We start from the raw sequence: 22,327 nt of genomic DNA on the forward strand, positions 1-22,327 counted from the left end.
GGCGTGCGGTCCGTCGCGCAGCGCGGCGCCGCAATCGACGGCGCGACGCGGCGGCCTCCGCGCGCCGTGCCGCGGCTCAGCGCTGCAGGTTCTGCAGCGCTGCGCTCACGTACACCAGCGGCGCGTTCCAGTTGATCGCCACCTCGTTGCTGGCGTAGCTGCACTCCTGGTCCAGGTAGGACAGCGCCGGCAGCGACGAGGCGTAGGCGTGCTTGCACTCCCGGGCGTCCTGCTGGCCCGGCTGCGGGCCGCCGACCAGCAGGCCCGGCACCGGCAGGGCGACGCCGTCGGCGATGGAGATGCGATGGTGGATGTGCAGCGGCGAGCGCGCGCCGATGCCGGTCACGAACGACATGCCCAGCGGATTGCGCCCGAGCACGTAGTCCAGTTGCGACTGCGCGGCCTGCAGGTACTCGGGCTTGCGCTCCAGCTGATAGGCCTGCAGCAGCAGCATCGCCTGGTTCAGCGCGGTGCTGTTGCTGCCCCAGTGGAAGTCGGCCGGGGCCATCGCCACCTTCCACGCCGACCCCTGCCAGGCGTGCAGCAGGTGCGTGGCCACGCCGTCGATCTCGCGCGCGATGCGCGCCTGGTCGGCGTGCGCGGTCAGCCGCGCGCGGTGCTGCGCCAGCGACATCCACGCCAGCCCGCCGACCGAGCCCCAGTTCGGCACGCTCGCCGGCACGTTGCGCGCCATCGCCGCGTCGTAGAACGCGTCGTCGCCGCTGGCCAGGTACAGCTCGGTCGCCGCCCAGGCGAACTCGTCGTCGAGCTTGTCGTCGTCGTAGCCGCCGGTATGCACGTCCGCCGGCTGCCGGTAGACCACGTCGGGATGCGCCTGCGCCCAGGCCCAGGCGCGGCGCGAGGCCTGCAGCATGCGCTTGGACACGCCGCCGAAGCGGTCGTCGAACGGGGCGTAGATGCGGCTGGCCTGGGCCATCACCGCGGCGAAGTCGAGCGTGGCCGCGGTGCTCTTCTGCACCACGTAGCGCGGCGCGCGCGCCTGGTCGGGCATCTGCATGCCGCCGAATTCCAGGTTGGTCAGCTTGTGGTACACGCCGCCGTCGCCCGGGTCCTGCATCGCCAGCAGCCACTGCAGGTTCCAGTCGACCTCGCGCAGGATGTCCGGCACGCCGCCGCCGCTGTCCGGGATGCCTTCCTTGTGCGCGGCGAAATAGGCAGGGAACTGCTCGTAGGCGGCCAGCAGCGTGTACACGGTGATGCCGGAATTGACCACGTACTTGTTGTAGTCGCCGGCGTCGTACCAGCCCTTCGGTGCGGAGATCGCCGTGCCGGTCGGGCGCCCGGGCGAGGCCGCCGAGGCGTGCACCAGCACATGCGTATCCGGATGCCCTTCCGCGCGCGCGTGGCGGCCGGCGTATTCGCCTGGCAACGCGGTGCTGGCGCGGTTGAAGTAGTAGGCCTTCAGCGCTGCGCGCGCCACTGCGTCGTAGGCATCGGCGGCGATGGCGAAGCTGTCCGACGGCGGCAGCCCGTCCACGCGCAGGCGATAGCGGCCCGGTTCGCGCAATGCGGAAAAGTCGGCGATGCGCACCGTCTGCTGCGCCGGCGCCCAGGTCTTGGCCGGGCCCAGCGTGCCGCGCAGCACCACCTTGCCGGAGTCGGCATGCTCGACCGCGAACGCCTCGCCATGGCCATCGGGCACCACCGCGAGCTTGCTGGCGGCCGGCAGGTAGCCGACCTGGTTGAGCCGGATCGGCGACATGGCGGCATCCTCGGAACGCGAGGCGCAGCCACCGACGACCAGGCAGGCGAGAAGCAGGCAACGCAAGGCGATGGGCAGGTTCATGCGCCGATACTGGCCGGCCGCGATGACGGCTGCAAGCGCCGCGCGGCGGGCTTTCAGCCGCCAGCCGGGATGCCGCGGCGCGTGGCGCCTGTCGGCATGGACCCTAGCCCGCCAGCGACCGCGCCTGCAATGCCGGCAGCTCGTGGGTGGTGACGAAACGGCCCTTGCCATCGCGCGCCAGCTGCGCCAGCGCGCAGTCCGGATCGTGGGTGAAGAACAGGTGCACGTTGCGCGCCAGCGCGTCCTCCAGGAACGCGCGCTTCTCGTCGATCAGCAGCTCGGCGTTGCGGTCGTAGCCCATCGTGATCGGCACATGCACCCAGGAGCGCCCGGGGATCAGGTCGGCGCAGAAGGCGACGCCGCCGTGCGCCTGGCCATCGGCCTGCCGCGCGCCGACGATCTCGGCCAGCATCAGCCCCGGCGTATGCCCCTCGCTGAAACGGAAGCGCACCGCCTCGCCCAGCGTGCGCGAATGGTCGCCCTCGACCAGCTCCAGGCGGCCGCTGGCCTCGAGCAGGCCGGGCAACTCGGGAATGAAGCTGGCGCGGTCGCGCGAATGCGGCTGCAGCGCGCGCTGCCAGTGCGCGGCGCCGACCAGGAAGCGCGCGTTCGGGAACAGCAGCTCCGGCGCGGCGCCCTCGCGCCACGGCGCCAGCAGCCCGCCGGCGTGGTCGAAGTGCAGGTGGCTCAGCACCACCACGTCGATGTCGGTATGCGCGACGCCGGCCGCCTGCAGCGAATCCAGCAGCACGTGGCGCTGTTCCTGCACCCCGTAGCGCTCGCGCAGCGCCGGCGCGAAGAACGCGCCGATGCCGGTCTCGAACAGCACCGTCTTGCCGGCCAGCGGGCGCGCCAGCAGCGCGCGGCAGGCCAGCGCGATGCGGTTGCCGTCGTCGGGCGCGGCCCACTGCTGCCACATCGCCTTGGGCGCGTTGCCGAACATCGCGCCGCCGTCGAGCTTCTGCGAATTGCCTTGGATGGACCAGAGCTTCATTGCCGGGATTCGGGATTGGGGATTCGGGATTCGCAACAGCGGGCGCGTGCGGCTCAGCGCGCCGGTGCGGCCAGTTGCAGGACCTCGGCGCTGCCGACCTCGTTGCGCGGGTCGCTGCCGCCGCTGAGCACGTTGTTGCGCTTGTCCCACTCCACCGTCTGCAGGTTGCCCCACACGTGGCTGGAACCGCGCCCGCCTTCGGCGCTGTCGCCCGGCAACTCGAGCACGTGGCCCATCGCCTGCAGGCCCTGCACCGTGGCCGCGTCGAAGGTGCCGGTCTCGGCCTCGATCACGTCCGGCAGCCACTGGTGGTGGTAGCGCGGCAGCGCCGCGACCTGCTGCGCGCTGAGGCCGTCGTCGTAGCCGAGGATGCCGAGCAGCACCATGGTGATGATGCGGCTGCCGCCCGGGGTGCCGAGCACGATCGCCTTGTCGGCGTTCTCCATGAAGGTCGGCGACATCGAGCTGAGCGGGCGCTTGCCCGGCTTGGGCGCGTTCGCCGCGTAGCCCATCACCCCGAACGCGTTGGGCGTGCCCGGCTTGAGCGCGAAGTCGTCCATCTCGTCGTTGAGCAGCACGCCGGTGCCCTTGGGGATCAGCCCGGAGCCGAACAGCAGGTTCACGGTCTGGGTCGCGCCGACCCGGTTGCCCTCGCCGTCGATGATCGAGAAATGGGTGGTCTCGTCGTCTTCCAGCGGCGTCGGCTGGCCCGACAGCAGGTCGCTGGGGGTGGCCTTCTCCGGGTTGATGGTCGAACGCAGGCCGAGCGCGTAGTCCTTGCTCAGCAGCACCCGCTGCGGCACCGCGGTGAAGTCCGGATCGCCCAGGAAGAAGGTGCGGTCGCGGTAGGCGCGGCGCATCGCCTCCACCACCAGGTGGGTACGGTGCACCGGGTCCATCGTCTTCAGGTCGTAGCCTTCCAGGATCTGCAGCATGCTGGCCAGGGCGATGCCGCCGGAGGACGGCGGCGGCGCGGTGGTGACGGTCCAGCCCTTGTACTCGAACTGGATCGGCGTGCGCTGCTTGACCGTGTAGCCGGCCAGTTCCTCGGCGGTCCAGTGGCCGCCGGCCTGCTTGACCCCGGCCAGCAGCTTCTTGGCGGTGGCGCCGCGGTAGAAGCCGTCGAAACCTTTCGCCGCCAGCAGCTGCAGGGTGTTGGCCAGTTCCGGCTGCTTGAACAGGTCGCCTTCGGCGATCGGCTTGCCGTTGCGCAGATATACCTCGCGGGTGCCGGGATAGCGCTCCATCACCTTGCGCCGCGACTGGTAGCCCTCGGCCATGCGCCGGTACACCGGGAAGCCGTCGCGGGCGATGCGGATCGCCGGCGCCAGCGACTGCTGCAGCGGCAGCCGGCCGTGCTTGGTCGCCAGTTCCACCAGCGCCGCCGGCAGGCCGGGAATGCCGGCCGACCACGGGCCGTTGACCGAGCGGTCGCGGTCCAGCGCCCCCTTGGCGTCCAGGAACTTGTCGGCGCTGGCCGCTTCCGGCGCGACTTCGCGCGCGTCCAGCATCACGTCCTTGCCGGTCCTGGCGTCGTGCAGCAGGAAGAACCCGCCGCCGCCCAGGCCGGAGCTGATCGGCTCGACCACCGACAGCGTCGAGGACACCGCCACCGCCGCATCGAACGCGTTGCCGCCCTCGCGCAGGATCTGCAGGCCGGCCTCGGTGGCCAGGCGATGGCCGCTGGCGACGGCGGCGCCGGGCGGATGCGCGGCAGCGGTCGCGGTCGGCGCCTCGGCCCACGCCGGCGGCGTCAGGACCAGGGCGAGCAGCAGGACACGGCGGACGAGGGTTCTCATGCGGCGGGAGGCTCCTGTGGGTACAACTCGGGATGATCGCGCTGCAGTCGCAGCAGCTTGGCCAGCAACTGGTCGTGGCTTTCCGGGATCGCCGGATCCGGGTCGATGCATTCGACCGGGCACACCACCACGCACTGCGGCTCGTCGAAATGGCCGACGCATTCGGTGCAGCGGGCCGGGTCGATCACGTAGATCGTCTCGCCCATCGCGATGGCCTGGTTCGGGCAGGCCGGCTCGCAGACGTCGCAGTTGACGCAGAGCTCGTTGATCTTGAGGGACATTTCGCTGGATTCGGCACTAACCCGCGCATCTTACCGGATCGGGCCGCGCGCCCCCGCGAAGGGCGCGGCGAGCGCGCGGAACGCAGCGTCGCCCTGGCGCGCGGCGGCGGTCGGCGCTGGCCTCGCGACGCATGCCTGCGGCGTTGACACCTGCGCCTCGCGGCGCCTACAGTCGCGCCGTCGAAAATGGCTGGCTTGGTCTCGGTAGGCCCAAGCCCTTCCCTGTCTGTCTGGGGAAGCTCTGGTCCGCGCGCCGCGCGAGATCCCCCGACAGTCCCCGCGTTTCGTCCATGCCCGGGGTCTGTCCGTGAGCATGCCGACCCTGCAGCTCCGGCGGATCCGCCATCCCAGGAGCCGTTCCATGTCATCCCTGCATCCCTCCCGCTCGCTGCTCGTCTATCTCGGCAACGGCGTGCAAGGCGCTGCCGTCGTCCATGCCGCGCTGCGCCGCGGCTTCCAGGTCAGGGCGCTGGTCCGCGACCGCCGCCGCGCGCAGGCGCTGGCCGCCCTCGGCGTCGAGCTTGCCGAGGGCGACCTGCGCGATCCGGCCTCGCTGCGCGCCGCCAGCGCGGGCATCGCCCATGCCGTGCTGCAGATTCCCACCGGACCGGAACCGGCGATGCTGGCCCAGGCCGGACATGCGCTGGCGGCGATCACCGCGTGCCGGCTGCGCTCGTTCGTCCTGAAACTGGCGAGCGCGCGTCTGCCCGCCCCGTGCACCGAGCCGAGCTTCGTCGCCAATGCGCAGCTCGAGGACTTGGCGCAGCGCACAGGGCTGCCGTTCGCCAGCGTCTGGCCGACGCTGTACCTGGACAATCTGCTGAAGCCGTCGGCGCGCGCGGACATCGTCGACCATGGCGTGTTCGCGCCGCCGATCGCCGCGACACAGGCGATCGCCTGGACCTCGGCCGAGGACTGCGCCGAGGCGGCGCTGACCCTGCTCGAGCGCGGCGTCGACGGCGGCAGGCACCGCATCGCCGGGCCGGAGAGCGTGGTCGGCGAGGAATTCGCCGCGCGGCTGTCGGCCGCGCTCGGGCGGCGCATCGTGTACCGCGCGCAGCCGCTGGAGGCGTTCGAGCGCGAGGTCGATGCGGCGCTGGGCGCGGGAAGCGGCCGGCAGGTAGCGTCCAAGTTCCGCTTCTTCGCCACGCACCCGGGCCAGGCCGATGCGATCCTGGCCGCGCCGTTCCAGGCACAGCCGGCACTGCAGGGATTTCGTCCTGCGACGATCGGAGAGTGGGTCGGCAGGCATCGCCAGGCGTTCGGCGCTAGCGCAGGCGACTGAGCTTGCCTCAGCCGCAGCGGGTGGCGGCCGCAGATGGCCGCCGCCCTGGGCGGCCCGCCGCGCCGAACGCCTGGCGGGCCGCGTGGCCGGCGCGCCCGGGCGGGCGCGCCGGCGCTGCATCACTTCGCTTCGACGAAGATGTACTCGGCGCCGGTAGGCTGCACCACGGTCTGCACGCGGGCATTGTCGGCGGCGGCGCCGATGTAGACCACGCGCACGCCCTTCATCGTGTTCGGCTCGACCTTGGCGAAGGCGGCGGCGATCAGGTCGGCCATCTTGGCCGAGGCCGAGGAGCCGAACGCCAGCATGTTGCCCGGCTGGATGCCGCGGCCGATGGCGGTGGTGGCGCTCTCGACCTGGCGCTCGTACTTGGCCTGGAAGTCCGCATCCGACTCCGGCGGCAGGTAGTACAGGAACGGGCTGTTGGTGATGTTGCCCATGTTCTGGATCGCCACTTCCTGCAGGTACTTCTTCCAGCCGGCATCGTCGTCCTTGGACGGCGCGGTCAGCGCCACCTGCGCATCGGCGGCCGGCGCGGCGGCCTCTTCCTTCTTGCAGGCGGTGAAGCCCAGTGCCAGCGAGGCGATCAGCAGCACGCGTACGGTGTTCTTCATGGATGGCTCCCTTGTTGTCTGTGAATGGCGGACGGCTCAGCGCTGCGCCGCGGCCTGGCGGGCCTGGACCAGCGCCTGCACCACCGACGGCGGCACGAAGCCGGACACGTCCCCGCCCAGCCGCGCGATCTCGCGCACCAGCGACGACGAAATGAAACTGTGTTGCTCGGCCGGGGTGAGGAACAGCGTCTCCACCTCCGGGATCAGATGCCGGTTCATGCTCGCCATCTGGAACTCGTATTCGAAATCCGACACCGCGCGCAGGCCGCGCAGCAGCACCCCGCCGCCGACCGAGCGCACGAAATGCGCCAGCAGCGTATCGAAGCCGATCACGTCCACGTTGCGGTGCCCGGCCAGCGCCTCGCGGGCCAGGTTCACGCGCAGCTCCAGCGGCAGCGTCGGCCCCTTGGACGGGCTCTGCGCCACGCCCACCACCACCTGTTCGAACAGCGGCGCGGCCCGGTTGACCAGGTCGATGTGACCGTTGGTGATCGGATCGAAGGTCCCGGGGTAGACGGCGATGCGGCTGTGGGCCACGGTCATGCGTTGGATACCGCGTGAAGGTCGCCGGGAAGTGTAGCAGCGGTGCGCCGGTACAGGGCAGCGCGGACCTCGCGCGTGCCGCCCTCGCGGTACAGCGCCCACGGCGCCGGCAGCGCCGGCGCCTGCCCGGCCGGCGACTCCACGTACAGCCAGGCGTCGGCGGCCAGCCGCGCCGGCAGCCGCTGCAGCACCGCATCCCACAGCCCGTCGGCGAACGGCGGATCGACGAAGGCGATGTCGGCCGGGGCGTCGCTGCCCGGCGCCTGCAGCCAGCGCAGCGCGTCGTCCTGCACCACCTGGATCTGCGCCTGCGCCTGCAGCCTGGCGACGCTGGCGCGCAGCGCGGCGGCCAGCGCCGGGTCGCGCTCGACCAGGCAGGCCGAGGCCGCGCCGCGCGACACCGCCTCCAGGCCGAGCGCGCCGCTGCCGGCGAACAGGTCCAGCACGCGCGCGCCGGGCAGCGCCGGCAGCAGCCAGTTGAACAGTGTCTCGCGGACCCGGTCGGAGGTCGGGCGCAGGCCCGGCAGGTCCGGCACCGGCAGCCGCGTGTTGCGCCAGCGCCCGCCGATGATGCGCACCTGGCCCGCGCCGGCGCGGCTCATCGGCGGCCCCGCCAGGGCAAGGCATCGGCAGGAAACGGGTGCGGGCTCGGCATCGACGGCGGCGGTACGGAACGGGGGCCAGGATGATAGACCAGCGCCGGGGCCGCCGCCTGCGCCGCCCGCGCTTGAAGCCGGGCCTGCCCGCCACCATGTCCGCTGGCAGAGTCGCGCCCTCCTCCGCGCGGCCAGCCATCACCCATGGAGCAAGCACCGATGAGCGTGGAAACCCAAAAAGAAACCCTGGGCTTTCAGACCGAGGTCAAGCAGCTGCTGCAGCTGATGATCCACTCGCTGTATTCCAATAAAGAAATCTTCCTGCGCGAACTGATCTCCAATGCCTCCGACGCGGCCGACAAACTGCGCTTCGAGGCGCTGGTCAAGCCGGAGCTGCTGGACGGCGATGCGCAGCTGCGCATCCGCATCGGCTTCGACAAGGACGCCGGCACCGTCACCATCGACGACAACGGCATCGGCATGAGCCGCGAGGAGATCGTCTCGCACCTGGGCACCATCGCCAAGTCCGGCACCTCCGACTTCCTCAAGCACCTGTCCGGCGACCAGAAGAAGGATTCGCACCTGATCGGCCAGTTCGGCGTGGGCTTCTACAGCGCCTTCATCGTCGCCGACCAGGTCGACGTGTACAGCCGCCGCGCCGGGCTGCCGGCCAGCGAGGGCGTGCACTGGTCCTCGCGCGGCGAAGGCGAGTTCGAGGTCGCCACCATCGACAAGCCCGAGCGCGGCACCCGCATCGTGCTGCAGCTGAAGGAAGGCGAAGACGGCTTCGCCGACGGCTGGAAGCTGCGCGGCATCGTGCGCAAGTATTCCGACCACATCGCCCTGCCGATCGAGCTGCCCAAGGAACACCACGGCGAGGACAAGGACAAGCCGGAAACCCCCGAATGGGAAACCGTCAACCGCGCCAGCGCGCTGTGGACGCGGCCGCGCACCGAGATCAAGGACGCCGAATACCAGGAGCTGTACAAGCACATCGCGCACGACCACGAGAACCCGGTGGCGTGGAGCCACAACAAGGTCGAGGGCAAGCTCGAGTACACCTCGCTGCTGTACGTGCCCGGGCGCGCGCCGTTCGACCTGTACCAGCGCGACGCCTCGCGCGGGCTCAAGCTGTACGTGCAGCGCGTCTTCATCATGGACCAGGCCGAGCAGTTCCTGCCGCTGTACCTGCGCTTCGTCAAGGGCATCGTCGATTCCAGCGACCTGCCGCTGAACGTGTCGCGCGAGATCCTGCAATCCGGCCCGGTGATCGACTCGATGAAGTCGGCGCTGACCAAGCGTGCGCTGGACATGCTGGAGAAGCTGGCCAAGGACGACCCCGAGCGCTACAAGGACGTGTGGAAGCACTTCGGCCAGGTGCTGAAGGAAGGCCCGGCCGAGGATTTCGCCAACCGCGAGAAGATCGCCGGCCTGCTGCGCTTCGCCTCCACCCACAGCGGCGACGCCGAGCAGAGCGTGGCGCTGGCCGACTACGTGGCGCGGATGAAGGAAGGCCAGGACAAGCTGTACTACCTGACCGGCGAGAGCTACGCGCAGATCAAGGACAGCCCGCACCTGGAAGTGTTCCGCAAGAAGGGCATCGAGGTGCTGCTGCTCACCGACCGCATCGACGAGTGGCTGATGAGCTACCTCACCGAGTTCGACGGCAAGTCCTTCGTCGACGTGGCGCGCGGCGACCTGGACCTGGGCAAGCTCGACAGCGACGAAGAGAAGCAGGCCATGGAAGAAGCGGCCAAGGCCAAGCAGGGCCTGGTCGAGCGCATCCAGCAGGCGCTGGGCGAGGACGTGTCGGAAGTGCGCGTGTCGCACCGCCTGACCGACTCGCCGGCGATCCTGGCCATCGGCCAGGGCGACCTGGGCCTGCAGATGCGGCAGATCCTGGAAGCCAGCGGACAGAAGCTGCCGGAGAGCAAGCCGGTGTTCGAGTTCAACCCGGCGCACCCGCTGATCGAGAAGCTGGACGCGGAAGCCGACGGCGACCGCTTCGGCGACCTGGCGCGGGTGCTGTTCGACCAGGCTGCATTGGCCGCGGGCGACAGCCTGAAGGATCCGGCCGCCTATGTGCGGCGGCTCAACAAGCTGTTGTTGGAGTTGTCTGCGTAAGCCTTGTCAGGCCGAGCATGTGCAAGAACGAAGCCGGCGCCCTGCCGGCTTTTTTATGGTGACCGTCTCTAGGATAGAAAACTAACTCCATCAGCTTTTGGCACGCACATAACAGAATTCACTGTCGACATAAGATGGCCAACGGGCATCTCCATTTCCACCTTCCAAACCGAATCTTCTTGACCCTTCTCCTCTTGCGCTAATTGCATAGTAATAACTGAACCACCGATGGAGATAGCCAAGGAGCCATCAACCTCCAAATGGATATCCGCCACCTCCCTGCCTATACATGAATATAAATCAGCCAAGAATTTCGCCCTTCTTGTAAAAAACCCTTCCACCGAATCATCTATTGCCTTACAACTATCACAACCCATCACAGCATCGCATGAAAAATCAACATCAACATATAAAGATTTTCCTGGAAATACATTGTCATTGATGAACTTTAAAGAGACCGGAATGCTGCTCACGCTAAAACAATCAAAATAAGAGCCAACCAGCATTTTACTTAAAGAATCACCAGCCATTTTCAGGCTTAATTCAGCCTTCCCTCCAATTGCGGAATCCATTATTTTTTCTCTCTATAGAAAATATAGCTACCGGTTCCCTGCTCACCCTTAGGTATATTTCCAAAATTTCTAACATTCTGTGGATTTACAGGTTGACGCGGATTGCCCTGCCGCTGGTGTTGGTCGCCGGGGTGCTGAGCGACGGCGCCGAACCCGGGGCATAGGCTGCGTATGTGCGTCGGCTCAACAAGTTGCTGTTGGAGTTGTCGGCGTAACAGTTGACAAAGCCGCCCACCGCGATAAACAGCACAGCGTGAGGCAGCATTGCGACAAAGCCAAAAGGGCCTACGGGCCCTTTTTTTTCTATCGACCCGTCACTAAAAAAACCCTGTGACGTCGAAAGAGACCCATCACTGAAACTTGACGTAGCCAACACCGGACATCGCCACCTATAAATGCGTCCTCGCCTCGACAAACAGGGGGATTACATCAAGAGGAAGCACGTCGCGCGCACACGTTCGTCTCGTGCTCCAGGTCTCTTCCCCAGGCCTCTCGGTAAATTTTTTTAACCTTTGTATCCGCCAGCGCCTTTCTTAACCAGAAATTTGCTCTGACACAGTCCGACGCCCTTAAAGCTATCGAAAGATTTTGCATAGCGATAGCGTCACCATTCTCTGCGGCAATTTGATACCAATACCTTGATTCATCAGCCCTATTTAATTCAGAAAATTCTTGACCAATCATTCTAGCTATCGACCCATCTCCGGCCAAAGCTTTTTGCACAGCGAAGCTATCAACATCAACAACCGACTTCCTATCAAGATCAGAATACCTATCCTTCATATCTCGATTGTCAATTTTTTGCTCTATTTTCACATACTTCTTAACGTCGGACTCAGTCACCCCACTTGAATTAAACTGATTACAAGCAATCAACTGAGTCGCGAGAAAAGTCCCAGCTATAAAATTCATAGTTTTGTTCATGGATTATTATCCCTAGGCTTTATCTCTGATATTGGTCTAATATGAGATCCAGTAGGCGCGTCCATTGCAGCAAATGAAACTGTTCCGTCACTTTTTTGGGTGACTGAACTAATTCGCCCCCTGAACTTCCATCTTTATTAAAAACTTCGAAATATCTACTGTAACCCGTGCCATCCTTCTTGGAATTCACAGTGTAAGTTATATCCCCCCCTTATTCTCACCCCTCCTGACATAACCATTACCCGCAAGCACCTTTGTATTAAAATCTCGAGCCAAAGCTCTAGGCACAGATCCAAATCCCAAATGACAACCGCCAAGAATATATACTCACCCTTTTTATAATTTTGAGCCATGTCATTTCTTAGAGAATTATAGCTTACTTCCGGCCCCTTTATCGCAACCCCGTCATCTCTATAGCCCCTATCCCAAGAATGCCCCATAACTGTAGTGAAGCCAGGGATATCGAATCTTTCGGCTGCGGAGTAAAGCGGATCCTCCCCAACCCCCATAAAGTTCCCCCCATAGAAATAATTTACATCCGACCTTCCATCTGGATCCATAAACTTGTATGGGTTGTTAGTGGCATATTTGTATCGATTAAAGTTCGCGACAGTGTTCGCATTCGCCGCAACAGGATCAACACTCAAAAATCGCCCGATCACTGGATCATAGTACCGCTGCTGCATGTACGTCAGCCCGGTGGCCGCATCCTGCACATGGCCGGTGAACCCAGGTCCATCGGTCACCGGGCGGTTGAGCAGCTTGCCGTATGGCTCGTACTCGCTGGTCTCGATCAGGTTGCCGGTGGCGTCAGTTACCGCGATCTGGGTGCCCAGGGCATCGGTGTGGAAATACTCCACCGTTTCGGCCGCCGCGTGGAGCGGCACCGCGAGGGCCAACAGCCACAACAGTTTGGTCAAGAGCTTGGCGCTTCCTTTCATTTCGTATCCATGCTCATTGGTTCGGCCCTCCCTCGAGCGGCGGGGTGAAGGCGGCGGACCAGGCCGAGCAGCCGTTCTCGTTGCAGGCGCGGACCTGGACGCTGTTGCCACTGCCGGTCTTGTTCAACGTGACGATGGTGTTGGGGCCGGAGTAGCTGACCGCGCCGGTCACCTCATAACGTGTCGCGCGTGCCCTGGCGGTCCAGTCGAGGTAGTACCTCCCGGTGCCACCGCTGACATAGCGATAGCTGGGTGCGTTGAACGCTGGCGTCGCCGGTGGCGAGGTATCCACCACCGTGGTCTGGGTGTTGGAGTACGGCCCGCATCCGGCCACATTGCAGGCCTTTGCTCGGTAGGCATAGCTGCCGTTGCCCTTGCCGGAGAAGGCCTAGCTGGTCGCGGTGCCCGAGTACAGCGCGGCCCAGCTGCTACCGTTGGCCTGCTTCGGCCAGGGCGACCTGGGCCTGCAGATGCGACAGATCCTGGAAGCCAGCGGACAGAAGTTGCCGGAGAGCAAGCCGGTGTTCGAGTTCAACCCCGCGCACCCGCTGATCGAGAAACTGGACGCGGAAGCCGACGGCGACCGCTTCGGCGACCTGGCGCGGGTGCTGTTCGACCAGGCCGCGCTGGCTGCGGGCGACAGTCTGAAGGATCCGGCGGCGTACGTGCGTCGGCTCAACAAGCTGTTGTTGGAGTTGTCGGCGTAAGCATCCTATTCCGCTGCCAAACAAAAAGGGCCTGCGGGCCCTTTTCCGTGGGTGGGGGCCGCCTGTGAAAGAAGGCCGCGGCGACAAGAGCAGATGCCAATACTCAGTACTTCACCGTAGCGCGCCTAACCATAGTGGCCAACAGAGGCATTACTGGATCAGATGTGGCGGCGATCCACTACAGATACAGACTGAAGTCTCGGCCAGACCGAGCAGCCGTTCTCCTCGCAGCAGCTTACCTGCACTGTATTGACTCCGTTGGTGTTACCCAAAGTGATTTGAAGCTCGGAGCGGCTCACCGCGTCAGCGATCTCATATAGCATTACGCGCGCATTTGCTGCTCGTCCAGGTCTAGTACGGACGACGAGGTTTGATATAGCGATACCAATGAACGAGGGAGTGCCCCCCAACCACTGTCGCTGCGTGTTGGAGTACGGCCCACAACCGGCAATGTTGCGAGCACCCACCTAATAGGCATAGTTATCATTGCACTATATCTTATAAAGCCTGCTTGGCAACTATGCATTAGAACTACGCATCAGTGCTCTTTGGGTTTTTTTTTCACGTCCGAAATATCCTCCAGAATGAACACAATCTCCGGCCTTGCCCCCTTGTTAACAGTTACCTCCCCTGTAAATGTTGCCCATACCTGATAATTTCCATCAAAAGCCTCAGGCCCAAAACTACTATCGACAAGCTCAACAACTTCTGGATCTTTTCTCATCTTTTCTGGCACAAAGAGCGAAACCCCCCTTCCCCCAGAGTTACTATCGTAAAGCATAGTCATGTGCATGTCTGTCAAAGCATATGCATCAACACGAACGCGCTTATGATTAACCTCATCCTTGGAATAAATTATTGAACAAATTGTTACATCTTTCGCACCCACCTCTTCGGCAAGAGCCAATCCTGCTGTAACCATGAAAGCAGAAATGCATCCAAAACCAATGGTGTATCTAATCATTTTTTTCATTTGCATACACCTCCACACCAAAGATTGGTAGCCGCATCAGCCTCATTCTTTATCGCACCTTCGTTATAACCGCCGAGATTTGTCCAAGTACCCCACCAAGAATCAGTTTTCATTAATTCCCACGCATTAGCCTCGGTTCTCGCCGCACGAAGTTCTCCTGCATTTTCCTGGTGGCTTGTCTTAGGCATACCTTCACGCTTCCAGTCGATCCCGTGTTGACCTTCATGGAATAGCGTTGCCGTCAAAGCAGCACTCTGAGAGATTCCACGTCTATCAGCCCGACTATTTATCCCCTCCCTGTCAATGGCTATTGTTGTTTTTCCACCCTGCGACAAAGTATTTCCCATCCCATATCCACTAACAAATTTTATTGTCACTCCATTATTAACACCATCTTTTCCGAGAAATTTCAAAACAGAATTAAGTGCAGCTTTGTTCTCGCCAACTTTTATCGCGCTCTGCGTCATAGAACGCGCGTCCCTCAGTGCCGACTTGACTGCCTGACAATCCGAATCGCTTCCCGAACAAACATATCGCCCATCCGGATCATTGAATCGATATGGATTGTTATTAGAGTACCAATAGCGATTCATGTTACTCCCTGCTTTAGGGCTCGCTGACACTGGATCTGCAGACAAGAACCGCCCGACCAGCGGATCATAGTACCGCTGCTGCATGTACGTCAGCCCGGTCGCCGCATCCTGCACGTGGCCAGTGAACCCAGGTCCATCGGTCACCGGGCGGTTGAGCAGCTTGCCGTATGGCTCGTACTCGCTGGTCTCGATCAGGTTGCCGGTGGCGTCAGTTACCGCGATCGGGGTGCCCAGGGCGTCGGTGTGGAAATACTCCACCGTTTCGGCAGCAGCGTGAAGCGGCAGCGCGAGGGCCAGCAGCCACAACAGTTTGGTCAAGAGCTTGGCGCTTCCTTTCATTTCGTGTCCGATGCTCATTGGTTCGGCCCTCCCTCGAGCGGCGGGGTGAAGGCGGCGGACCAGGCCGAGCAGCCGTTCTCGTTGCAGGCGCGGACCTGGACGCTGTTGCCACTGCCGGTCTTGTTCAACGTGACGATGGTGTTGGGGCCGGAGTAGCTGACCGCGCCGGTCACCTCGTAACGTGTCGCGCGTGCCCTGGCGGTCCAGTCGAGGTAGTACCTCCCGGTGCCACCGCTGACGTAGCGATAGCTGGGTGCGTTGAACGCTGGCGTCGCCGGGGGCGAGGTATCCACCACCGTGGTCTGGGTGTTGGAATACGGCCCGCAGCCGGCGACGTTGCAGGCCTTGGCCCGGTAGGCATAGCTGCCGTTGCCCTTGCCGGAGAAGGCCTGGCTGGTGGCACTGGCGTTTTGGGTCGCCGTCCAGCCGCCGCCATTGGCGCTCTCTTCCAGCGTGTAGCTGCTGGCGGTGGCCACGCCGCTCCAGCTCACCGTGTAGCCGTTGACGCCGGCGCTGGCCGGAGCGCTCAGGCTGGGCGCGCCGCTCGGGGCGAAGATCACTTGCGTGGAGGCGTTGCTGGAGTAGCTACCGCATCCGGCCGCATTGCACGCCTTGACCCGGTACAGATAGGTGCCAGCACCTCGGCCGCTGACGCCTGCACTGGTTCCGCCCACCGAGGCGATCCCGCTCCAGCTGCTGCCGCCGTTGCTGCTTTCTTCGAGGGTGTAGCTGCTGGAGGTGGCCACCGTGCTCCAGCTGAGCGTGTAGCTGCCGCTGGTGTTGGTCGCCGGCGCACTCAACGACGGCGCCGAACCCGGGGCATACACCGCCTGCACCGTCCCGGTGCCTGAGTACGGTCCGCACCCAGCCGGATTGCAGCCGCGCACGCGGTAGGCGTAGCTGCCCGCTGCCTTGCCACTGTAGGCATTGCTCTGCGCGCCGCCGCTGTAGGACACGCTCCAGCTGCCGCCGTTGGCGCTCTCTTCCAGCGAGTAGGTGGCCGCGCCGGTGACCGTGCCCCAGCTGATGGTGTAGTTGCCGACCACGCCGGTGCCGGGCACGCTGATGCTGGGCGCATCGCTGGGCGCGAACTGCACCACGGCCGTGCCGGTGGCGCTCCATGCGCCGCAGTAGCTGCCCAGGCAGGCGCGGGCGCGATAGGCGTAGCTGCCCGCCGCCTTGCCGGAGACCGCCTGGCTGGTCGCGGTGCCGGAGTACAGTGCAGTCCAGCTGCCGCCGTTGGCCTGCTCCTGCAGTTCGTAGCGGTTGGCCGAGGCCACCGTGGACCACTGCACGGTGTAGCTGCCGGAACTGCTGTAGTCGGGGACGGTCACGCTGGGCGAGGCCAGCGTCGGCAGGTTGCTGACCTTGGCCAGCAGGCTGCCGCCCAGGTACACGTACTCGGAGATCTTGCCGACGCGCTCGTCGCGCTGGTAGCGCAGCACGCCGTCCTGCCCGTACAGCGAGACGATGTTGCCCAGGCTCGGGCTGTTGGCCAGTACCCGGCGGCCCTGCGCGTCGTAGCGGTAGGTCTCCACGCCGGTGACCTCGCGCAGGCGGTTGCCCTTGTCGAACAGGTAGTGGACGCCGTTCTTGTTGGACAGGTTGCCCTGGGCGTCGTAGCTCAACCCGATCACCGCCGAGCTGTCGGAGCTGTTGTTCACGCTCAGCAACTGCCGGTTGGAATTGTAGAAATAGCTGTAGTCGCGGCTGCCGCCGACCTTGACCGCGGTCAGGTCGTCGAGCACGTTGTAGCTGTAACGCGCCAGGTTGTCGCCGCCGAACATCGCCGATTGCGTGGTGGACAGGCGGTCCAGCCCGTCGTAGCTCATGCTGCGGGTCTGCCGGCCGCGGGCGTAGTCGGTGATGCCGCCGACGTTGCCGTTGGCGTCGTAGGTGTAGCCCAGGTCCAGCGGATTGCTGGCGCCGCTGTCGGAGCTGCGCGCCGGCAGCTGGCGCGCGTTCTGCGCCATCGTGTGCACGATGCCGTTGCCGTAGGTGAATTGCTTGATCGCCCCGTTCGGGTAGTAGCTCACGCCCAGCGCATAGCCATTGGCCTGGGTGGCCTGGCCCAGCGCGTTGGGCGCGTAGTTCAGCGCCAGCCCCGAGGGATAGGTGACGCCGGCCGGATGGCCATTGGCGGTGTAGGCGTAGCCGATGCTCAGCGCGCTGGATCCCGGCTGGGTCATGCTCTCGCCCTGCAACAGGCGGCGCTTGTTGTAGGTATACGCATTGACGACGGCATCGCCGCCGTTGCTGTTGTTGGTGGTGACCTGGGCCGGCAGGCCATCGGCGGTGTAGACGAAGGACTGGTTGCCGACACCATCGGGGAACGCCAGCGTGGCCAGGCGGTTGCGCGCGTCATAGCTCCTGCCGACCTTGGCGCCGGCGGCGACGTCGGCGGTGTTGCAGGCCGAGGTCGAGGTGTAGCTCTGCCCGCTGGCCGACCAGGCCAGGTTGCCGGCCGCGTCGTAGTCCATCACCGTGGCGCCGGTCTCCGGCTCCACGGTCTTGCACAACTGCTGGTAGCCGTCATAGACGTAGCTGCGGGTCACCGCCAGCGAGCTATCGCTGTTGCGGCGATGGATCGCCAATGCCTTACCGAACACGTCATGCGGAATCTCGGTAACGGCGCCTTCCGGATGCATGATCGACACCGGCTTGCTGTAGTCCGGCTGATCGAACACCTGGAAGCCCGTCGTGGTCTGTTGGCCACGCGGGTTGGTCACAAGGGTGCGGACGCCGCTCAAGTACTCGGTGCGCGTGGTCAGCAGGCCCAGCTCGCTGTCCTGCGACACCGAGGTCGCACGGCCCAGCGCGTCGTACTCGCTCCAGGTGCCGGTGCTGAGCGTATCGCTGGTTCCCGGGTAGGAACTGAAGGTGGTGCGGCCGTCGTAATCGTAGGCGAATTTCTGGAAACGCTGGGTACCGGCCTCGTTGCCGGTATCGAACTCGCGCGTGAGCACCGGGCGCCACAGCGCATCGAAGTAGGTCAGCTTGCGTCCGTTGCCGGTGGCCACGGTCTGCCGCCAATGGCCGGCATCCAGCCCGTACTCGCTGCCGTTGACCTGCTCGAACGCCTGCGTGGTGGTGTTCCAGGCCACGTTGTCGCTGGCCGGATAGGCGATGCTCGCCAGCCGGCCCATGGCGTCGTAGCCATAGCTGGTGGTGTAGCCGTTCTCGTCGGTGGTCGCGGTGATCCAGCCGCTGTCGTTGACCGTGGCCGACTCGGTGCTGCCGTCGGCGTAGCGGATCGACTGCGGCACGCCACGCTTCCAGTTGGAGACGGTGGTCGTGTTGTTGTTGCCGTCCTTCACCGTTGCCAGCGTGCCGTCGCTGTTGTAGCCCAGGGTCAGGCGCAGCTTGCCGAACGACCAGCGCTGCGACGGCATCGCGTTGGCGTCGTAGCTGGTCTGCGACTCCACCAGGCCGGTATTGGTATTGGTGCTCTTGGCGCTCTGGCCGACGATCCACTTGCCCAGGTCGTCGTAGTACTCGGCCGCATCCGTGCGCGAGTGCCAGGGGCTGGCGCGGGTGACGCTGAGCGTACGTGCAAAGGCATCGAAGCCATTCGCGGTCCAGGTATAGGAGACGCTGTCCTGCACCACGGTCTTGCTGCGCAGCGGGCGCAGCACATTGGTCAGCGGATTGGGAATGCCGAGCAGGGATTGGCCCATTTCCGCCGGGAACGGCTGCGCGGCGACGTCGCCATCGGCGAAGTAGGTATTGCTGGTCTTGGACACCGTGTTGCCGTTGGCGTCCAGCGCGGCGGTACTCAGCAGGCGGCCGTCGTTGAGGCCGTACATGAAGCCGAATTCGTAGGCCGTTGCGGTGCCGTCGGGATTGGTCACCTTCACCGTCTTGCTCGGAACGCACGTCGGGCATGGATCGGTGGCTTGGCCCGAGGTGTAGAACTTGGTCGCGGGGGTATCGGCCGCATAGCTCCAGACTTGTTGCGCCAGGCCAGGGCCGGTGACGGTCTTCGAGGCAAGCACGTAGTTGTCGAAATAACTCGGGACGTAGGGTGTCGGCGTCTGCCCGGCATAGTCGCAGGGATGGATCGGGGTATGGTTGCGATATTGGCGTTGGTAGCCAAACGCGAACAGGCCGGTGGCACCCGAGGGATGGGTGACCTGCAGCGACACAGCGCCGTTCATCGCATCCGGTTCGGAAACGCAATTGCTGGCACCGCCGCCGGCCGGCGGTTCGCGCGTCGGCAACATGCTGCCGCTGGCGATGCTGTAGGTCCATTGCGAGCCGTCGGGCTGGGTGACGGTCTTCAGGCGATAGCCGCCCTGTGGCGTCGGGTAGGCGGTGCTGAGTTCGTAGCCATAGCTCCAGGTCTGGCCGTTGGCCTGGATGCTGCTGATCAGATCGCCGTTGTAGGTCAGCGTGATCGCGCGTCCGTCGCTGGATTGGATCGAGGACAGCTTGTCGCCCGTGTAGCTATAGGTGACCCAATTGCCGAAACGGTCCTCGACACGGCTGGCCATCAGTGCGATGCGCGTGCGCGCCGCCAGGTTACCTGTCCCTTGAATAGACACTCTGTAGGGTTTGATAGTGATGGCGACGGCATAGTCGAAGTAGTACTTCACGCCCGACGGCGAGATGGCGAGAAATCCCTCGCCTGCATAGTTGCTGACGCTGGCCAGACAGCCCAGGCGCCAGCCTTCCTTGGTGATCCAGGGACGGGTGACGCCGTCGGTGGGGCGCGGGGTCTTGGTCTGGTTGTCGACCAGCAGCTCCTGCTCGCCGGCACCGGGAACATGCAGGTAGTAGCCGTGCCAGACGTCGTCGGCAATGCCGGGATAGGTGATCCCATTGACCGTCATCGCAGCATCGGGTCTGGCCGGAACCGAGCACCGCGCAGCAGGCGAAGCGCTGGTCGTCACCCACCCCTTCTCCGCCAGGAACTCGCCGTACACGCGCGGCGTGTCGATTTCCCAGTCGCCGAATCCCTTGGCGACATACTCCTGGCGCCTGTTCATGACCTTGAACTCGCGTCCGACCGCCACCGGCAGCGCGTTGTTGCCTGGCACGTCCACATCGGTGGCGCGGAAGCTGACGCTGCGATCGTACAGGCTGATGTTCTCGCCGAAGATGTCGCCCTTCAGCGGGCCGACGACCTGCGCGGCCTTGATCTTCTTCTCGTATTCCTCGTAAGGCGCCAAGTCGTCCGCCGCGTGCGCACGCGCACCCAGGCACACCAGCACCATGCCGATCACCGGCCGCACTCTGAACATCTCGCCTCTTCCCTTTCAGCCCGTTGCGGGCCGAATTCCCTGAACGATCGCGAGGCTGCCGACGGCGAGTATCGCGACAACGAAAATCGCAAAAAAGCGCAACAAGAACCCATCGCGCCAAGGCACGAGGCAATGAGTTGAACGGAAAATCCCCCTGCCGGCCGGATCCCGGCCTCGTCGAATTATCGAGCTAATTCAGGGATAGCTGTCAAGGAAATTCTCCGGTGCCCGACGAGCGGTGCCGTCTCCTGAAAATTCGACACCACCAGTTTGGCCGTTACGCAATTCGCGCACAGCCGATTCATTACGACGTCACCCGAGTGTGCAGGCGTTGCGTGGCGCGACGCCTGACTGGAACGCAGGTCAAGCCGCTCGCTGCCGGTTGGCAATCCGAGGGTTTTCACGAAGCGTGGCGCGGGCGAGAATCCGGTTCACCCCCGCCCGCGCTTTTTCGATGAACGCCAGCGATACCGTCGCACTGTCCCTGGACCAGGCCACCGTGCTGGTCGAACGCATCCTGCGCCATGCCGGCTTCGGCCAGGCGCATGTGCGAACCCTCACCGCCACGATCGTCGCGGGCGAACGCGACGGCTGCGCGTCGCATGGGCTGTACCGGACCCTGGGCTGTGTGGCGACGCTGCGCAACGGCAAGGTCGTGGGCGATGCCGAGCCGGTCGTGCACGATCAGGCGCCCGGCATCGTCCGCGTCGATGCACGCGGCGGCTTCTCGCTGCTGGCGTTCGAGCGGGGCCTGCCGTCGCTGATCGAGAAAGCGCGCGGCAATGGGCTGGCGGCGCTGGCGATCAACCATTGCGTGCATTTCTCCGCGCTGTGGCCGGAAGTCGAGCGCATCACCGAGGCCGGGCTGGTCGCGCTGATCTGCAATCCCAGCCATGCCTGGGTCACGCCGGCCGGCGGCCATACGCCCTTGCTGGGAACCAACCCGCTCGCGTTCGGCTGGCCGCGCGTGGACGCGCTTCCCTTCGTGTTCGATTTCGCCACGAGCGCGGTGGCGCGCGGCGAGATCGAATTGCACCGCCGCGCCGGCCTGCCGATTCCCGAAGGCTGGGGGGTGGACGCCGAAGGCAGGCCGACCACCGATCCGAACGTGGTCGCCGGCGGCGGTGGCGCGATGCTGACCTTCGGCGGACACAAGGGATCGGCACTGTCGGCGATGATCGAACTGATCGCCGGGCCGCTGATCGGCGATCTCACCAGCGCCGAATCGCTGGCGCACGACGCCGGCGCCGGCGCCTCGCCCTACCATGGCGAATTGATCCTGGCGCTGGACCCAGTGCGCTTCCTCGGCGCGGAGTGGGCCACGCACATGGCACGCGCCGAAACCTTCTTCGTCGCCTACCAGGACACCGGTGCGCGGCTGCCCTCGCAACGCCGCTATCAGGCGCGCACGCACAGCCTACGCGAAGGCGTGCGGATTCCTCGCGACCTGCATCGGGACCTGCTGACGTTGCTGGAGTAAGCCGGCGCAGAACGGCTACGGCGCTAGCGCCAAGCGTCGCCCGCTCTCGCGGCTGCGCAGGCGACCAGGCACCGCGCCAATCGAACCGAAAGCTCCGACCGTCCAGCGTCAACGGCAACAGACATGACGCCCGTCGATGGGATCGCCTAGATTCCAACGGTCGCTGATGTAGATGACACGCCCCGGCCATGGCGGCACGTAGGCGCTTTGAATGCGAAGAAAGTCAGCGCCACGCCTGCCATGGGCCGTAGCTCCGAAATCGGCCCAGGGACGGGCCGACGACGCTGCGGTGGCGCCGTGCTCCGTATTGGCCCTGAGCCATGTTCGATTCCCGATCCCGCGTCGGCAGCGCGATGCCGCGGTTGTCCCAATGCAACAGATCGCGCGACCGGCGTACCGATACCCGACCTTGGCAGTAGCGCCGCCCTTCCACGCAATCCTGCACTCGCCGAGCGCGGCGCGATGGGCGTTGATCGCCACGCCCTGGCGATCGTTCCAAAAGACCCGTGTAC

The 22,327-nt window shown here is 64.9% G+C and carries 17 protein-coding genes and 1 pseudogene; 4 read left to right on the forward strand and 14 right to left on the reverse strand.

Annotated elements, in window-relative coordinates:
- Positions 1-76: 76 nt before the first annotated feature.
- The 4 genes from AB3X10_RS14370 to AB3X10_RS14385 all read right to left on the reverse strand — a co-directional run bounded on the left by AB3X10_RS14370 (position 77) and on the right by AB3X10_RS14385 (position 4,881).
- A complete protein-coding gene (locus AB3X10_RS14370) occupies positions 77-1,807 on the reverse strand; it encodes a glycoside hydrolase family 9 protein (RefSeq protein ID WP_369975809.1) in 1,731 nt (576 codons plus the stop codon).
- Positions 1,808-1,910: 103 nt separating this feature from the next.
- Complete coding sequence (locus AB3X10_RS14375) at positions 1,911-2,801, reverse strand: MBL fold metallo-hydrolase (RefSeq protein ID WP_369975810.1); 891 nt, start codon at positions 2,799-2,801, stop codon at positions 1,911-1,913.
- Between the two features lie 53 nt (positions 2,802-2,854).
- Complete coding sequence (gene ggt, locus AB3X10_RS14380; RefSeq protein ID WP_369975812.1) at positions 2,855-4,600, reverse strand: gamma-glutamyltransferase; 1,746 nt, start codon at positions 4,598-4,600, stop codon at positions 2,855-2,857.
- Positions 4,597-4,881: a YfhL family 4Fe-4S dicluster ferredoxin gene (locus tag AB3X10_RS14385; protein WP_369975813.1), complete on the reverse strand. Its 285-nt coding sequence runs from the start codon at positions 4,879-4,881 to the stop codon at positions 4,597-4,599. Before AB3X10_RS14385 ends, ggt begins: the two co-directional genes overlap by 4 nt.
- A 313-nt stretch (positions 4,882-5,194) precedes the next feature.
- Between AB3X10_RS14385 and AB3X10_RS14390 the strand changes: the two genes are divergently transcribed.
- Positions 5,195-6,166 carry an SDR family oxidoreductase gene (locus AB3X10_RS14390; protein WP_369981835.1) on the forward strand — a complete coding sequence of 324 codons (972 nt, stop codon included), beginning with the start codon at positions 5,195-5,197 and terminating at the stop codon, positions 6,164-6,166.
- Positions 6,167-6,285: 119 nt separating this feature from the next.
- Here the strand turns inward: AB3X10_RS14390 and AB3X10_RS14395 are convergent, their stop codons facing one another.
- Genes AB3X10_RS14395 through rsmD form a run of 3 tightly spaced genes read right to left on the reverse strand, consistent with a single transcriptional unit; the run spans position 6,286 to position 7,925 of the window.
- Complete coding sequence (locus AB3X10_RS14395; RefSeq protein ID WP_369975814.1) at positions 6,286-6,780, reverse strand: hypothetical protein; 495 nt, start codon at positions 6,778-6,780, stop codon at positions 6,286-6,288.
- 36 nt (positions 6,781-6,816) lie between these two features.
- A complete protein-coding gene (coaD, locus tag AB3X10_RS14400) occupies positions 6,817-7,323 on the reverse strand; it encodes a pantetheine-phosphate adenylyltransferase (RefSeq protein WP_263109809.1) in 507 nt (168 codons plus the stop codon).
- Positions 7,320-7,925 carry a 16S rRNA (guanine(966)-N(2))-methyltransferase RsmD gene (rsmD, locus tag AB3X10_RS14405; RefSeq protein ID WP_369975816.1) on the reverse strand — a complete coding sequence of 202 codons (606 nt, stop codon included), beginning with the start codon at positions 7,923-7,925 and terminating at the stop codon, positions 7,320-7,322. Before rsmD ends, coaD begins: the two co-directional genes overlap by 4 nt.
- A 213-nt stretch (positions 7,926-8,138) precedes the next feature.
- Between rsmD and htpG the strand changes: the two genes are divergently transcribed.
- Complete coding sequence (gene htpG / locus AB3X10_RS14410; protein WP_369975817.1) at positions 8,139-10,043, forward strand: molecular chaperone HtpG; 1,905 nt, start codon at positions 8,139-8,141, stop codon at positions 10,041-10,043.
- Between the two features lie 68 nt (positions 10,044-10,111).
- Here the strand turns inward: htpG and AB3X10_RS14415 are convergent, their stop codons facing one another.
- The 4 genes from AB3X10_RS14415 to AB3X10_RS14430 all read right to left on the reverse strand — a co-directional run bounded on the left by AB3X10_RS14415 (position 10,112) and on the right by AB3X10_RS14430 (position 12,775).
- Positions 10,112-10,615 carry a hypothetical protein gene (locus tag AB3X10_RS14415; RefSeq protein WP_369975819.1) on the reverse strand — a complete coding sequence of 168 codons (504 nt, stop codon included), beginning with the start codon at positions 10,613-10,615 and terminating at the stop codon, positions 10,112-10,114.
- A gap of 429 nt (positions 10,616-11,044) precedes the next feature.
- Positions 11,045-11,539, reverse strand: a complete 495-nt coding sequence (locus AB3X10_RS14420; RefSeq protein WP_369975820.1) for a hypothetical protein — start codon at positions 11,537-11,539, stop codon at positions 11,045-11,047.
- A 155-nt stretch (positions 11,540-11,694) separates the two neighbouring features.
- The gene (locus AB3X10_RS14425) at positions 11,695-12,480 is read right to left on the reverse strand and encodes an RHS repeat domain-containing protein (RefSeq protein ID WP_369975822.1); all 786 of its coding nucleotides are present in this window, start codon (positions 12,478-12,480) and stop codon (positions 11,695-11,697) included.
- A 13-nt stretch (positions 12,481-12,493) separates the two neighbouring features.
- Positions 12,494-12,775: a hypothetical protein gene (locus AB3X10_RS14430; protein ID WP_369975823.1), complete on the reverse strand. Its 282-nt coding sequence runs from the start codon at positions 12,773-12,775 to the stop codon at positions 12,494-12,496.
- A gap of 139 nt (positions 12,776-12,914) precedes the next feature.
- On the opposite strand from AB3X10_RS14430, the pseudogene AB3X10_RS14435 reads away from it, so the two are divergent.
- A pseudogene (locus AB3X10_RS14435) lies at positions 12,915-13,187 on the forward strand (molecular chaperone HtpG); the annotation flags it as partial.
- 538 nt (positions 13,188-13,725) lie between these two features.
- Here the strand turns inward: AB3X10_RS14435 and AB3X10_RS14440 are convergent.
- From AB3X10_RS14440 to AB3X10_RS14450, 3 genes are read right to left on the reverse strand one after another with little or no spacing between them, the layout of a single operon-like run.
- Entirely contained in the window at positions 13,726-14,160 is a 435-nt protein-coding gene (locus tag AB3X10_RS14440; RefSeq protein ID WP_369975825.1) for a hypothetical protein, read from the reverse strand.
- Positions 14,157-15,110: an RHS repeat-associated core domain-containing protein gene (locus AB3X10_RS14445; RefSeq protein WP_369975826.1), complete on the reverse strand. Its 954-nt coding sequence runs from the start codon at positions 15,108-15,110 to the stop codon at positions 14,157-14,159. Before AB3X10_RS14445 ends, AB3X10_RS14440 begins: the two co-directional genes overlap by 4 nt.
- Complete coding sequence (locus AB3X10_RS14450; RefSeq protein WP_369975828.1) at positions 15,107-20,335, reverse strand: RHS repeat protein; 5,229 nt, start codon at positions 20,333-20,335, stop codon at positions 15,107-15,109. The genes AB3X10_RS14445 and AB3X10_RS14450 overlap by 4 nt, the downstream gene beginning before the upstream one ends.
- Positions 20,336-20,789: 454 nt before the next feature.
- Between AB3X10_RS14450 and AB3X10_RS14455 the strand changes: the two genes are divergently transcribed.
- Complete coding sequence (locus AB3X10_RS14455) at positions 20,790-21,815, forward strand: Ldh family oxidoreductase (protein ID WP_369981837.1); 1,026 nt, start codon at positions 20,790-20,792, stop codon at positions 21,813-21,815.
- The last annotated feature ends 512 nt before the right edge of the window (positions 21,816-22,327 follow it).

The sequence above is a fragment of the Xanthomonas sp. DAR 80977 genome, assembly GCF_041240605.1.
Classification (GTDB): domain Bacteria; phylum Pseudomonadota; class Gammaproteobacteria; order Xanthomonadales; family Xanthomonadaceae; genus Xanthomonas_A; species Xanthomonas_A bundabergensis.

Bases quoted from the DNA above. Each gene is read 5' to 3' on its own strand.
- AB3X10_RS14450 (WP_369975828.1), bottom strand. From the start codon at position 20,335: ATGTTCAGAGTGCGGCCGGTGATCGGCATGGTGCTGGTGTGCCTGGGT.
- AB3X10_RS14445 (WP_369975826.1), bottom strand. From the start codon at position 15,110: ATGAGCATCGGACACGAAATGAAAGGAAGCGCCAAGCTCTTGACCAAA.
- AB3X10_RS14385 (WP_369975813.1), bottom strand. From the start codon at position 4,881: ATGTCCCTCAAGATCAACGAGCTCTGCGTCAACTGCGACGTCTGCGAG.
- AB3X10_RS14420 (WP_369975820.1), bottom strand. From the start codon at position 11,539: ATGAACAAAACTATGAATTTTATAGCTGGGACTTTTCTCGCGACTCAG.
- AB3X10_RS14425 (WP_369975822.1), bottom strand. From the start codon at position 12,480: ATGAAAGGAAGCGCCAAGCTCTTGACCAAACTGTTGTGGCTGTTGGCC.
- coaD (WP_263109809.1), bottom strand. From the start codon at position 7,323: ATGACCGTGGCCCACAGCCGCATCGCCGTCTACCCCGGGACCTTCGAT.
- AB3X10_RS14375 (WP_369975810.1), bottom strand. From the start codon at position 2,801: ATGAAGCTCTGGTCCATCCAAGGCAATTCGCAGAAGCTCGACGGCGGC.
- AB3X10_RS14440 (WP_369975825.1), bottom strand. From the start codon at position 14,160: ATGAAAAAAATGATTAGATACACCATTGGTTTTGGATGCATTTCTGCT.
- AB3X10_RS14390 (WP_369981835.1), top strand. From the start codon at position 5,195: ATGCCGACCCTGCAGCTCCGGCGGATCCGCCATCCCAGGAGCCGTTCC.
- AB3X10_RS14455 (WP_369981837.1), top strand. From the start codon at position 20,790: ATGAACGCCAGCGATACCGTCGCACTGTCCCTGGACCAGGCCACCGTG.
- AB3X10_RS14415 (WP_369975819.1), bottom strand. From the start codon at position 10,615: ATGGATTCCGCAATTGGAGGGAAGGCTGAATTAAGCCTGAAAATGGCT.
- AB3X10_RS14395 (WP_369975814.1), bottom strand. From the start codon at position 6,780: ATGAAGAACACCGTACGCGTGCTGCTGATCGCCTCGCTGGCACTGGGC.
- rsmD (WP_369975816.1), bottom strand. From the start codon at position 7,925: ATGAGCCGCGCCGGCGCGGGCCAGGTGCGCATCATCGGCGGGCGCTGG.
- AB3X10_RS14370 (WP_369975809.1), bottom strand. From the start codon at position 1,807: ATGAACCTGCCCATCGCCTTGCGTTGCCTGCTTCTCGCCTGCCTGGTC.
- ggt (WP_369975812.1), bottom strand. From the start codon at position 4,600: ATGAGAACCCTCGTCCGCCGTGTCCTGCTGCTCGCCCTGGTCCTGACG.
- htpG (WP_369975817.1), top strand. From the start codon at position 8,139: ATGAGCGTGGAAACCCAAAAAGAAACCCTGGGCTTTCAGACCGAGGTC.